The 13841-nt window shown below is 43.6% G+C and carries 11 protein-coding genes and 1 riboswitch; of the genes, 1 reads left to right on the forward strand and 10 read right to left on the reverse strand.

All coding sequences use genetic code 11. The features are described from left to right. Positions 1 to 2: 2 nt before the first annotated feature. From hisD to DN752_RS18330, 10 genes are all read right to left on the reverse strand, one after another. A complete protein-coding gene (gene hisD, locus DN752_RS18280) occupies positions 3 to 1295 on the reverse strand; it encodes a histidinol dehydrogenase (protein ID WP_112785301.1) in 1293 nt (430 codons plus the stop codon). 24 nt (positions 1296 to 1319) lie between these two features. After that, a complete protein-coding gene (hisG, locus tag DN752_RS18285; protein ID WP_112785302.1) occupies positions 1320 to 2180 on the reverse strand; it encodes an ATP phosphoribosyltransferase in 861 nt (286 codons plus the stop codon). Between the two features lie 277 nt (positions 2181 to 2457). Further along, entirely contained in the window at positions 2458 to 3699 is a 1242-nt protein-coding gene (gene hemA, locus DN752_RS18290; RefSeq protein WP_112785303.1) for a glutamyl-tRNA reductase, read from the reverse strand. Between the two features lie 852 nt (positions 3700 to 4551). Beyond that, the gene (locus tag DN752_RS18300; RefSeq protein ID WP_112785305.1) at positions 4552 to 5058 is read right to left on the reverse strand and encodes a hypothetical protein; all 507 of its coding nucleotides are present in this window, start codon (positions 5056 to 5058) and stop codon (positions 4552 to 4554) included. A 299-nt stretch (positions 5059 to 5357) separates the two neighbouring features. Further along, positions 5358 to 5714, reverse strand: coding sequence for a translation initiation factor (locus DN752_RS18305; RefSeq protein WP_112786606.1), 357 nt, complete (start codon positions 5712 to 5714; stop codon positions 5358 to 5360). A 5-nt stretch (positions 5715 to 5719) separates the two neighbouring features. Next, positions 5720 to 6568 (reverse strand): universal stress protein, encoded by an 849-nt coding sequence (locus DN752_RS18310; protein WP_112785306.1) that lies wholly within the window; start codon positions 6566 to 6568, stop codon positions 5720 to 5722. Between the two features lie 174 nt (positions 6569 to 6742). Continuing rightward, positions 6743 to 7657 carry a 1,4-dihydroxy-2-naphthoate polyprenyltransferase gene (locus DN752_RS18315; protein ID WP_112785307.1) on the reverse strand — a complete coding sequence of 305 codons (915 nt, stop codon included), beginning with the start codon at positions 7655 to 7657 and terminating at the stop codon, positions 6743 to 6745. Positions 7658 to 7783: 126 nt separating this feature from the next. Beyond that, complete coding sequence (locus tag DN752_RS18320) at positions 7784 to 8380, reverse strand: glutathione peroxidase (RefSeq protein ID WP_112785308.1); 597 nt, start codon at positions 8378 to 8380, stop codon at positions 7784 to 7786. 2 nt (positions 8381 to 8382) lie between these two features. Next, positions 8383 to 10173, reverse strand: coding sequence for an arginine--tRNA ligase (gene argS / locus DN752_RS18325; RefSeq protein ID WP_112785309.1), 1791 nt, complete (start codon positions 10171 to 10173; stop codon positions 8383 to 8385). A gap of 64 nt (positions 10174 to 10237) precedes the next feature. Further along, complete coding sequence (locus DN752_RS18330; protein WP_211324066.1) at positions 10238 to 11188, reverse strand: arginase; 951 nt, start codon at positions 11186 to 11188, stop codon at positions 10238 to 10240. A 1584-nt stretch (positions 11189 to 12772) separates the two neighbouring features. Continuing rightward, positions 12773 to 12884, forward strand: a riboswitch (SAM riboswitch). A 122-nt stretch (positions 12885 to 13006) separates the two neighbouring features. Between DN752_RS18330 and DN752_RS18340 the strand changes: the two genes are divergently transcribed. Beyond that, positions 13007 to 13498 (forward strand): hypothetical protein, encoded by a 492-nt coding sequence (locus DN752_RS18340; protein WP_112785312.1) that lies wholly within the window; start codon positions 13007 to 13009, stop codon positions 13496 to 13498. Positions 13499 to 13841 lie beyond the last annotated feature (343 nt).

The following is a 13841-nucleotide window of genomic DNA, read 5'->3' on the forward strand; positions in this document are numbered from 1 at the left end:
GCTTATTGATTGTCTTTAAGGTATTTTAAACGAATGGAAACGGCGTTTTTGTGAGCATCAAGAAGTTCATTGCCAGCCAATACTTCAATGGTCGGCCCAAGCTTTTGAAGGCCTTTCTCCGTGATTTTTTGATAGGTGATTTTTTTGACAAAGCTGTCCAGCGAAACACCACTGTAATTTCTGGCAAAACCGTAAGTGGGCAGTGTGTGATTCGTGCCGGAAGCATAATCCCCAGCTGATTCAGGAGTGAAGTTGCCAATGAATACCGAGCCGGCATTGACGATTTTTGCCACTACTTCGTCTTCATTCTCCACATTGATGATGAGGTGCTCGGGAGCATAATCGTTGATCAGCGCAATGGCTTTTTCCTGATTGCCCATGACCACGGCGACGCTATTTTCCAGCGCCTTTTTCGCAATGGCTTTTCGGGGAAGGTCTTTGAGCTGTTTGTCCACTTCCTTGATTGCTTTCTTGGCCACTTTAGCGGAGCTGGCCACCAAGACTACCTGGCTATCGATGCCGTGTTCGGCTTGGGAGAGGAGATCGGCAGCGATGAAGGCAGGAACAGCCGTTTCATCTGCATAGACCAATACCTCGGAAGGTCCTGCTGGCATGTCGATGGCAATGCCTTTTTTAGTCGCCAGTTGCTTGGCCGCCGTTACATATTGGTTTCCCGGGCCAAATATCTTGGCCACCTGCGGGATGCTTTCGGTGCCATAAGTTAATGCGGCGATGGCTTGTGCCCCGCCGGCTTTGACGATTTTATCAATACCAATCAAGTTGGCCGTGTAGAGAATGGCTGGGTGGACTTTACCTTCCTTGTTTGGAGGGGTGCAAAGGACAATTTCTTCACATCCTGCAATATTGGCGGGGACTCCTAGCATCAATACCGTCGAAAACAAAGGAGCCGTTCCTCCCGGGACGTAAAGGCCTACTTTTTGGATAGGAACACTCCTGCGCATGCAGGTGACACCTTCCATGACTTCCATGCTCAGGTCCTCTGTCTGCTGTGCCTGATGGAATTTCTCAATATTTACTTTGGCTTGTTGAATGGCGTCCTTCAGGGGTTCATCCACCAGTTCATAGGCTTCATTGATCTCTTCGCGTGTGACCAGTAGATTGTCGATTTCTACATGATCATACTCCAAAGCGAATTTTTTGAGTGCTTTATCACCTTGGCGGCTGACTTTGCGCATGATCGGCTTGACGATCTTTTGGATGTCCTTCATCTTTTGAACCGGCCGGGCCAGTTCTTTTTGCCATTCGTTTTGGGAGGGATTGGTTATGGTTCTCATCTGAAACGTGTCTTTGGGGAGCAATTAAATCACCATTTTTTCTATGGGTACCACCAAGATGCCTTCGGCTCCGGCAGCTCTCAGTTCTTCGATATTTTCCCAGAACTGATCTTCTCTTAGCACCGAATGTACAGAAGACCACCCTTCCTGTGCCAGTGGTAATATGGTCGGGCTGCGCATGCCTGGGATGAGCGAAATGATTTTGTCCAAGGATTTATTAGGGGCATTGAGCAATACATACTTGTTGCTTTTGCCAGTTTGGACAGCATTGATACGGAAAAGTAGCTTTTCTACAATGCCCATTTTTTCACTGTTCAAGCCTTTGTGGCTGATAAGCACCGCTTCGGACTTGAAGATTTCTTCGACTTCTTTTAGCCCATTCATCATCAAGGTAGATCCCGAGCTCACGATATCACATATACCTTCCGCTAAGCCGATGCTAGGGGCGATCTCTACTGAGCCGCTGATTTCGTGGATTTCAGCATTGATTTTCTTGGCCTTTAGGTAATCACCGAGGATTTTGGTGTAGCTGGTGGCGATGTTCTTTCCTTCAAAATAGGAGAGTCCCGGGTATTCCTGGCTTTTAGGAATGGCCAAGGATAGACGGCACTTGGAGAAACCCAGTTTTTTGAGCACATCGACGCTTTTGTCTTTTTCTACCAGTTCGTTTTCTCCCACGATCCCTAGATCCGCCACACCATCGGCCACATAGCCAGGGATGTCATCATCTCGAAGATAGAGAAACTCGATGGGGAAGTTGGTAGAAGTGGATTTTAGCTTTCCGGTACCATTATAGAATTTGATGCCACATTCCTTGATGAGGCTTAATGAATCTTCACTTAAGCGACCGCTTTTTTGGACGGCTATGCGAATAATATTTTCCATGAAATAAAGATACGAATATGAATAGTTCTTTTAAGAAATTCCGTGAATCAATCGGGCTGCAAGATGGCTTGCGTACAGCCTCTGGGGCGATATGTAAATAGTCTTCCTCCTTAGGAGGAATGATGGAAATGATGAACAGTCGCAGTCGGACAAACTGTAAAAAGTGGCATAGCGATGATATTTGATTTGCTGCTGTTCATGATAATGCTACAAAATTAAGCAGCTATCGCTATTATCCAAAAAATGATAACGTTTTTTCGGAGAAATTAATGATTTCTTAAAGAAAAGTCTGATTGATCAAGGAATTATAAACTTTCCGTTCATTTTCGTTTTTGATGGACTTTAAGGTCACTACCGTCTTTTTGATGATTTTTTGGATCATGGCATCCATCACCTGCTCATAGTTGCCGGAAGAGGCTTCACTCATCAGGCGTTGATAGCGATCCATCTCTTCGGATTTGATGGTTTGCAGGGCCGCTTTCATGGAGCGGATGGCTTCCAGGTTTTTGTTGTCGTTCTGCCACTGGACAAACTCTTCCAAGTAAGCGTCCAAAATATGCTTTACGTCTTGTATGCTGGCCTTTTTTTGCTCCAGTGCTGTCTGGGTAACCTTACCAATATCATCCATATCGTAGAGCATGACACCTGGTACATTGGCCACATCAGGAGATATACTCCTTGGCATGGAAATGTCCACTAAGACTTTAAATAGCACATCAGTCGTATCAAAATCATTTTTATCCAAAATGGGAGCGGTCACTGAAGGGGAGGAAATGATAATGTCAAACTGGTGCATTTCACTCCTCAGTTGATCCAAAGGAAAATAGCTCAATGCTGTTTTGAATTTTTCATTGAATTGGGTCACTTTTTCTTCAGTCCGGTTGAAGACGGTAAGTTCGGTATGGCCTTTTGAGCAAAGGTGCTTGCATACGTTTTGCCCCATTTCTCCAAAACCGACAATCGCTATCTGGGTGGATTTAAACATACCTCGGAATTCCTCGATCATATCCACCGCCGCATAGGATGCGGAGCTGATGCCTGCTCGAAATTCAGTTTGACTGGATATTTTTTTATTGGCGCTGAAGATTACCTGCATCAGTCTATGAATGTAGGTCCCGGCAGTTTGCGCTTCATCCGCTAGTTGATAGGCTTGTTTGATTTGCGAGCGGATTTGGGCATCTCCCAGAATTTGAGACTCCAAACCTGCCGATACTTCAAATAAATAACGCAAAACCGTTACTTCGTCATGTTCTTGGGAAAAGGCACCTAAAGCGGTGTCGATGTTCTGCAGTTTGACTTGGCACAAACAGTCAAGAAGGTCATGAGCGCCACTTTTATCGCCAAAATAGACTATTTCAGTCCTGTTACAAGTAGAAATAGCCAATACTTCTTCTACAGACGTTACCTGCTTGGCTTTGTCTAGAAATTGACTCACTTCATTTTGGTTTAGCGCAAAACGCTCTCTAACGGCAATGTCAGTGGTCTTATGGGATAAGCTTAAAAGTCTGAACTGAATCATAATGTCTCTTTCTGATTTGAACCGAAAGCACATTGCTTCCTTCCATTATCGTTGTTTGAATTATGTACGCTGCAAAATGGTGCTTTGGATTTTCTGGATGGGGAAAAACAATTATTTGGAATCTTTTTAAATAATGGTAGCGGTGACGGTTTTCTTGGGCCAAGCCATTAAACCCGGAATATGCATTAGCCTACCTACGCCACGGTGCACAGGGGTTGTGGTCTTAATCTGCTTCAAAATCAGTCGGTTAACTGTTTTTTTTGATTCTGCCTTGGGACCCAGAGCCGTTAGGAAAACACATATAAGTTGCTGAAAATCTATATCCCTATTGATGTTTTTGCTCTTCACAAATGGCCTAGGGGGATTTCAAATCCCCATTATTCCGGTTCGGGATTACAAATCTCGAACAGCTAAGAATCATGCCGTAGGCATGAAAGCTTGGTAACGACCTCGATCAACAGTCCTCTGTAATGTGCTGTAGGTAGGTACATCACATTTGACTAATTAAGCTTTGTCAAAAGCCTGCTTCGGTAGGTTAGACTACAGGGCGAACGCATTTAAAAAAGTATCCCAGCTTGAATATATATCTGCCGTTCCTATGGGCTAAAAATGAGTGGATCTCGCTTGTCCACTGTACGAGCGAACTCATTTTCTTACCCCCATCAACTGTCCCAAAACCGAATGCTTCAACGGTCGAATAATGGACTCACATCGAAGCGACTGATTTTGTCCGTCGCGGCGGATCAGGCCGTAATAGATAGGCTAATGCATATTCCGGGCAATGTCGCTTAGTTAGTGTGTATCTGGAAATATTGGTTTAATTATTTTTCTTGCTAAATTCCAAGATAGTATTCATCTCTTTACCTTTGTTACTTTTTTGCTACAGGTCAAAAAAGTAACCAAAAAACCCCGCCGCTGTGCAGCTATTGGTCTAAAATTAAAACCTTCCCTCATGCAGGCAAACTCCTCCTTTTTAGCTGCCAACATTCTTTTTGGCCAGCATTTCGTCAAACAAGGCTGCCTTCTTGCCCACCCGCTTTTTAATTTCTTAACGCCCAATAGCTGCAAGGCGGATCCATTTTGTATATGTTTTAAAAGTCCATGGATTAAAACCATAATTCTCTCAATGGACGATCCGTATTGGAAAAATCTCTTAACTAAACGACATTGATATTCCGGGTTAAACTTATCTAAATCATTCCCCACTTGGGCAGACAGGTGCGATGCTTTTATTCGTTCTCTAAACCAACTGGTGTCCTTGCTCTTACAGCATTTTCTGCGATAGGCTGCTGCTATTCTATTGTACAAACTTGGAGAAAGTGCCAGCGGCACGATGGATTTAGTAACCTGCGGATTCATCCGCTGGATGTTAAGGCCTCCTCCACCTCCAGAAGGAGTGCCAGCGGCACGGATGATAGCGGCCCTACACGAAATTAATATTAAATGCGTTTGCCTTGGGTTAGACTATGCATATTAACTTTTTGTTCCTGTCCAGTAATCCAGTTGGAATACCTGCTTCGTAAATACTGCTAAAGGTTAAAAAAAAGAATGTTGGTTAATTAAAAAAAGATGCGCAATTCTTCATTTGCGTCAAATTTAGTTTGTGGTTCAATTTTTTAAAATGGAAAAGGAGTGGTTTTTTAAACCACTCCTTTTTTCTATCCCCCTGATTTTTTGGCCTTATAGTTAAGTTGGTGCAGGATGTCGAGGACTTTGTCGCGGTGGTCACCTTGGATGAGTATTTCGCCATCCTTAGCGCTTCCGCCCACACCACATTTGCTTTTTAAGGTTTTGCCGAGGTCTTTTAGGTCCTCTTCCGACCCAATGAAACCATCGATGAGGGTGACTTGTTTGCCTCCTCGGGCTTTTTTGTCCAGCATGACTTTAAGGTTTTGCTGCTGTGGTGGAAGGGTTTCCATTGCTTCTCCACCAAGATGATCAAATTCAAACTCGTCACTGGTAGAGTAGACCACACCATCTCGCTTTTTCCAGTCGTTGTTGTTTTTTCTTCCCATAATCGTTACTTCATTTTCATCGTCCATACAGGCCGCTTGGCGTGGTTGACGACATCTTCCGCAATGCTGCCACTGAGAAGGTGCATAAACCCTGTCCTGCCATGTGTGGCCATGGCGATCATGTCAATATTGTTTTCTTCGGAATATTGGATGATGCCATCTTCCTCCGAATCACTGTTATAGATCTCAAAGGTAACATTATCCAAATGGTTTTTGGCTATGAAATCCTTGATTTTGGCTTTGCTGTCTTTTGAGTTTTCGAAACTGTTTGGAGTGTTGATTTTCACTAGGTGAAGTGAGGCGTTCAAGGTTTCTTGCAGCTTTTTCAGTTGCCCGAAAGTCTTGTTGTTTTCGTCTCCAAAATCACTGGCAAAAAGAATATTCTGGATCGATGACGGTTTGACAGGGCCTTTAATGGTGATGACAGGGCAGCTTGCGTGTCGTACTACCTTTTCGGTATTGGAGCCTATGAGCAATTCTTCCAGACCGCTGGTGCCTTTGGAGCCCATGACGATGAGGTCGGCTTTGATTTCGCCTATTTCATTGGATATGCCAGCATAGGGGTTTCCAAAAGTGATTTTGGTACTGAATTTATAAGGTACGTCTTTCAGCTTTTCTTCAATTGCAGCCACCTGTTCCTTTCTTTTTTCTACCAGCTCTACCATAAATATTTGCTGAAAATCCTCATTCCCCAAGCCCACTTCACCTGTCGTGTTGAAGTTTTGCCCCGTAGGGATTTCAATCACATGAAGTAATTTGAGGTGTCCTTGGGTAAGTGCAGCCAGCTCTTTGGCAAAATCAAAGGCATTCTCTGCTTCTTCGGAAAAATCATAAGGTACTAAGATGGTTTTCATAGTTGTTGTTTTTGATTAAAATGTTACACAATCAAATTACGAAAAAGGCGTAATTATAGCCAGTTTCTGTCATTGTATTCTATTTAACGAATTTCATGCCGAACTGGATGTCAAAAAGGGAATTGAAAGGGGGAGGGGAGTTTAGCATACGGAATCGATTGGGCGAGATTTTGATCAAGAAAAGCTCACTAAGCCCACGCCAAAAGCCAATACCCATAGTAAGGTCGAAATAGCCATTTTTTTAAGGTAGGGGTCCAGCTCCGACGATTTGGTTTTTTGTCCCACGTTTTTTCCTATCCCGACCATAAGCGGTAAGACCAACAGGGCTGCCAATGCACCAGGGGCATTTTCAAGCCAGCTGAAAGCCAGTAGCGAAACATTGCCCAAGATAATCAAAGCCCAATTATAGCGCACAGCTGCTTTTCTGCCAATTCTGACAGGGATGGACTTTTTGCCTGCTTTATGATCGGATTCGATGTCCCTGATATTGTTAATATTCAATACTGCAGTGCTGAAAAAACCCAACGAAAGTGCTGGGAGTATCAAGGTGGAAGAGAAGTCTAAGCTATGTAGGAAATACGTTCCCAAGACTCCTACAAGACCAAAAAAAAGAAATACAGAAATGTCCCCCAATCCCATGTAGCCGTAGGGATTAGCGCCTGAAGTATAATTGACGGCCGCAAAAATGGACAGGAGCCCAATACCAATAAAAGTAAAGAACAGCACCCAGCTCTCCAGCGCAACGTATAGCAGCACAACACCACAGAGGAATGACAAGACGCCCAGTAAAATCATGGCATTTTTCATTTCTGTAGGTTGGATGACCCCAGATTGTACGGCTCTGATGGGGCCTTCTCTATCGTCACTGTCTGCGCCATGAACACTGTCGCCATAGTCATTGGCGAGGTTGGACAGGATTTGTAGCAGTGTGGTGGTGAGAGCCGCCAAAACTGTAACCTCCCAGCGGAAGGTGCCATGAAACCAGGCGATAAAGCTGGCCATTAGAATACTGGCAAGTGCCAAAGGAAGGGTTCTCAATCGAATGGCGTGTAGCCAAGCCTGTTTTTTACTGGTAAGCGTGATATCCACGATTTTGTACGTAAGTGGGGGAGGTTTAATAGTAACTATGACCTGCCAGGTTTCACGAGATAATCCGTTTTACTGTCAAGAGAAACGCTAGCAGGTCCTATCTCGTCGATAAACGAAATGGGATAATTATGACTCGATCAATTTGATGATTTCTTCGTCCATTGGATTGACAGCCGATTGGAAAAAGTGCTTGAGTTCACCATTTTCATCGATGTAATACTTGCAGAAATTCCAGGTGGGCTCTTGGTCGTTCCATCCGTTTTGGGACTTGTCAGAGAGCCACCTGTAGAGCGGGTGCTTGTCCACGCCTTTTACAGATACTTTTTCGAACATCGGGAAGGTAATACCGTAATTCCCTGTGCAGAATTTCTTGATTTCTTCATTGGAGCCAGGCTCCTGTCCACCAAAATTGTTGGCAGGAAAGCCAAGGATGGCGATTTTGTCACCATATTCCTTATTCAGTTTTTGGAGGTCTTCGTACTGTGGTGTGTAGCCGCACTTGGAAGCCACATTGACCACAAGGACCTTTTGCCCTTTATATTGGCTCAGGTCCACTTCTTTTCCATCAATGTCCTTTACGGTAAAATCATAGAATGATTTTTTTGTCTGCATATCTTCTTGGTCAAGGGGTTTTGCTTCTGCTGATGTATTGGTTCCAGTACTGGAGCCTGAATTACACGAGGCTAAAGCGACTATCGAGAGGATGAATATCAGTTTTTTCATAATTACATTTTTTCAGGTACATTTATTCCTAATAACTTCATTCCGGACTGTAAAGTTTTGGCCACCTGTGCGCTGAGTGCCACTCGGAAGCTGCGTACTTTCTCATCCGCTTCACTAAAGATAGAAAGTTCTGCATAAAAGCGGTTATATTCCTTGGCCAAATCAAACATATATTGGGCGATAATAGACGGTGAGAGTTCTTCGCCTGCTTGGGCAATTTTCTTCTCATAATCATTCAGCAGGATGATCAGTTCTTTTTCTGCATTTTCTACTTGCTGCAGTCCTTCAAAGCCTGCTGCAGAATAATCTACACCAATTTGGTTGGCTTTGCGCAGGATTGAAGCGATTCGTGCATGGGAATACTGGATAAAAGGCCCTGTATTTCCTTGGAATTCAATGGATTCCTGAGGGTTGAAGAGCATGCGTTTTTTTGGATCCACTTTTAGTAGGAAGTATTTCAGCGCCCCCAAGCCCAGCATTTCATAGAGGGCTTTGGCTTGTTCTTCCGAAAACCCTTCGATTTTCCCAAGTTCTTTGGTATGGCTTTCTGCAGTGTCCACCATTTCCTGGATCAGGTCATCAGCATCCACGACGGTTCCTTCGCGGGATTTCATCTTGCCGGTAGGCAAGTCCACCATCCCGTAAGAAAGGTGATATAGCCCTTCACCGTAAGGCCTGCCCAGCTTCCTCATGATCTTAAAGAGAACATCAAAATGGTAATCCTGCTCATTGCCCACCACATATACGGACTTGTTGATCTTGAAATCATCATACTTGAGGTCTGCTGTGCCCATGTCCTGCGTGATGTAGACAGAGGTGCCATCACCTCGCAGCACAAGCTTTTCGTCCAGTCCTTCTTCTGTAAGGTTTGCCCATACGGAGTTGTTTTCTTTTTTGAAGAATACTCCTTTTTCGAGTCCTTCATTTACGATGTTTTTGCCTAGCAGGTAGGTGTCTGATTCGTAATAGAACTTGTCGAAACTTACGCCCAGTTTCTTATAAGTAGCATCAAACCCTTCATAGACCCAGCTATTCATGGTTTTCCAGAGGGTGACCGTGTCTTCGTCACCAGCTTCCCATTTGCGTAGCATTTCTTGGGCTTCCAGCATCAGCGGAGCCTGTTTTTTTGCCTCATCTTCAGCAAGTCCCTTTTCAGTAAGGGCTTGGATTTCTTCTTTATAGGCCTTGTCAAATAACACATAGTATTTTCCGGCAAGATGGTCTCCTTTCAGTCCGCCGGATTCAGGCGTTTCGCCATTGCCAAAGTGGAGGTAGGCCACCATGGACTTACAGATGTGGATGCCGCGGTCATTGACCAAGTTGGCTTTGATGACCTCGTAGCCATTGGCTTGGAGGATTTCGGCAACGGAAAATCCAAGGAAATTATTTCTCAAGTGCCCCAAATGAAGCGGTTTGTTGGTGTTGGGAGAGCTAAACTCCACCATGACCTTTTGGTTTTTTGGTGGCAACTGGCCAAGTTGCTCGTTTTGGTAGAGTGCTTGGAAAACAGCCATCCAAGACTGTTCGTTGACAGAAATGTTCAAGAATCCTTTTACCACATTAAAAGCACTTACGGCTTCACAATTTTCGACCAAGTACTGCCCTATTTTTTCGCCGCTATCTTCAGGTTTCATTTTGGTAAACTTCAGGAATGGGAATAGCACAAAGGTGTAATTTCCTTCAAATTCCTTTCGGGTAGGCTGTAAGGCGAGTGACTCAGGGGCCACCTGATGGTCAAAAGCTTGTGCAAATGCTTTACTGATGGTTTCCAGTATCTGTTCTTGAATCGTCATTCTTTTTTATATTATAATAACTTCGTCTGATCCTCTTCGGATCAATTGCGTATTTTTTTTAAACTTAAAAGTTGCTGACAAGGGATTTGGTAGTGGATTCGAGTACTTCAAAGGCGTTTTTGGCCATGATGTTCTCCGAGTCCAAGGTAGGGTTTACCTCCACAATTTCCCAACAGCAAACTCGCTTGTCTTTTATCAATTCCGTATTGAGTTTTATGGCTTCATCTACGGTGAGTCCATCTGGGACCGGAGTCCCTGTACCCGCAGAGATGGCGCTGTCCATGCTATCTACATCAAACGAAATGTAAATTTGGTCACAGTTGCTGAGGATGGCCAATGCCTCTTCCGAAATCTTCACCACGCCATTTTCACGGACTTCTTTGGTGGTAAAGTTTCTGATTCCATGTTTTTTGATCAGGTGGTTTTCGGGTTCTTCGGTATCTCGCACAGCGATATAAACGATGTCTTCCGCATTGATCTTAGGGGAATCTCCTCCGATTTTTTTGATCTTTTCCCAATATTCGATCTCTTCCGCTGTAGGCTTTTTTTCCTGGCACTCGAGGTTGTCCTCTTGTAAACACATCCCTAGCGGCATACCGTGCATATTGCCAGATGGGCTGGTATAGGGGCTGTGGATGTCAGCATGGGCGTCAATCCAAATCACACCAAGCCGCTTTTCAGGGTCGGCAGCCTTAATTCCCATGATGGTGCCCGCAGCCGTCGAATGATCTCCAGCCAGTACAATGGGAAATTTCTTTTCCAAGCGTAGTGCTTTGATCGTGTCATGGACATTCCCTAGGACCTCATAGACCCCATCGACGTATTTGGCGTTTGGGTAGGGGTTGTTTTTCCAGAGGTAATTGTTTGCATCCGGCACATTGATGGGGTCAAATCGGGTGAAGAAATCCGACTTTTTTCCCAAGCTGGCCACTTTTAGCGCATCAATTCCCAAGCTGGCACCCCTAGTACCTGCGGCAAGTTCTGACCGTACTTCTACAAGCTTTATATTTCTCATAATGGGTAAATCTCTAGTTTGTTATATTGGGCAAATCCTTTCAAAGAATTTATTGCCACAAAAGTAGTCAAAATTGTGCATTTATGGGAGAGGGAGGTTCTAAAGGTTGGCAGGTTATAGGGGAATGAGTGGGTAGATCGATCAGGGCGGAAGCATTTTAAAAAAGTATCCCAGCTTGAATATATAGCTGCCGTTCCTATGGGCTAAAAATGAGTGGATCTCGCTTGTCCACTGTACGAGCGAACTCATTTTCTTACCCCCATCAACTGTCCCAAAACCGAATGCTTCAACGGTCGAATAATGGACTCACATCGAAGCGACTGATTTTGTCCGCCGCGGCGGATCAGGCCGTAATAGATAGGCTAATGCATATTCCGGGCAATGTCGCTTAGTTAGTGTGTATCTGGAAATATTGGTTTAATTATTTTTCTTGCTAAATTCTAAGATAGTATTCATCTCTTTACCTTTGTTACTTTTTTGCTGCAGGTCAAAAAAGTAACCAAAAAACCCCGCCGCTGTGCATCTAATGGCCTAAAATAAAAACCCTCCCTCATGCAGGCAAACTCCTCCTTTTTAGCTGCCAACATTCTTTTTGGCCAGCATTTCGTCAAACAAGCCTGCCTTCTTGCCCACCCGCTTTTTAATTTCTTAACGCCCAATAGCTGCAAGGCGGATCCATTTTGTATATGTTTTAAAAGTCCATGGATTAAAACCATAATTCTCTCAATGGACGATCCGTATTGGAAAACCTTCTTAACTAAACGACATTGATATTCCGGGTTAAACTTATCTAAATCATTCCCCACTTGGGCAGACAGTTGCGATACTTTATTGGTCCTCTAAATCAACTGATGTCCTTGCTCTTTCAGCATTTGCCGCGACAGGCTGCTGCTATCCTAATGTACCAACAGGGGTGAAGTGCCAGCGGCACGATGGATTTAGTAACCTGCGGATTCATCTGCTGGATGTTAAGGTCTCCTCCACCTCCAGAAGGAGTGCCAGCGGCACGGATGATAGCTGCCTTACACGAAATAATGTTAAATGCGTTTGCTCTGGTAGCTGGGTGGTGAACATGGATGATATCCTGATGGTTTCGTTTGTCGCATAGAAGGTTGGGTTGGTTCTCTCATTCGTACACTTGGTTTTTAACCCGGAATATGCATTAGCCTATCTATTGCGGTATGAACCTACTTCAAAATCAGTCGCTTCGCTGCTGTTTTCGATTTCACCATAGCGGTGCTATGCCTCAATCTCCAAACAGCCTGATTTTCTTGCAGTTTCAAACCTCATCACGATTCCTAATGCATAAACCGGGTATAAGAATACCTGTATGTTAAAATGTTGGTGTTTATTGTAACGATAAGATAGCTGGAAATGCTGTTTTTCAACATAAAAATACACTAAATTACAAATAAATAATAGGGTTGAGGACGTTCGCAATTCCGTTAAGATTGTAATGGCTAAGGGATATATTAGAGTGAAAAAAATAATTCCCTACAAATTCTATAGGGAAATTAGTTTTTGTAGAAAAATGTTGTACCTTTGAAGTAGTTATTAGCGAAAAGCGGAGTAAGCTCAGTAGCTGATTTATAAAGAATAGGGGAGAGAACAGGCTCTAAGAACCTATAGCAACCTATCCCTCTTATAAGAGAAAAGGTGCTAAATCCTGCCGAAATCATTTGAGGACCTATAAATGTAAAAGCCATGAGACGATCAATTCGAATGCAGAACCTGCTAAAAGAGCCAAAAAGATGTTGTTGCTGATCGCAGCAAATCCGCAGAAAAAATTAACTAGTAACCATCACAAATTAAGAAACCATGACAGCAATAGCTTCTAACTATACCAATTCAGTACAGCAAAACAAAATTTTCAGCTTCCAGTCCGTAAGTAGAAACGAGGCAGTAGAAGCCACTTCGCTGACAGCTTATGATTGGTTGGAAAATAATGAATTTGTCCAGCTACAAGGTCAAGGATCTTTTGGATTCCAGAACTATGCTGATGCCAATAAAAAATTCCAAGCAATCTATTTTACCCTGAAAGGGAATTTGGCAGCACAATATGCCTTTTTCCGTGGGATCGTTTTGGCAGGACAGCCTAAGGAAATTTACCTGGAGAATATCCATGAGAACAGGAGCTTTACCTTGAAATTTTATAAAAAGAACGAGGAAGTAGCGAAGCGATATTTGGAAAAGATTTTCAAAATTGTCAATGAAGAAATCAGGTTCAAGCAAGTGTTAAGAAAAGTACTGGTCAATCAGGAGAAACACCGATTGGAAGAGAAGTTGCTCTTTAATGAATTGAGCAAATAAACATTACGATAAACCATCACTAATAACCATAATAAAAGAACCCTTGTCATTCCGGCAAGGGTTCTTTTTTGGTATGCACTATTCTTCTTTTCGGGTTCAACAGGGAGTTCCTTTGGGATAGTTAATCATCCGTATCATAGGGGCGCCCTAATTTTTAACCCGGATTATGCATTAGGAATCGTAGTGAGAGCTGAAATTGCAAGAAAATCAGTTAGTTTGGAGGCATTAGCGTAGCACCGCTACGGTTATGCCGAAAACTAAAGTGAAACGGCTGATTTTGAAGCAGTTTAAGGTCGCAACAGATAGGCTAATGCATATTCCGGGTTTAACTAAACGGCATTAC

The sequence above is a fragment of the Echinicola strongylocentroti genome (assembly GCF_003260975.1).
GTDB lineage: Bacteria > Bacteroidota > Bacteroidia > Cytophagales > Cyclobacteriaceae > Echinicola > Echinicola strongylocentroti.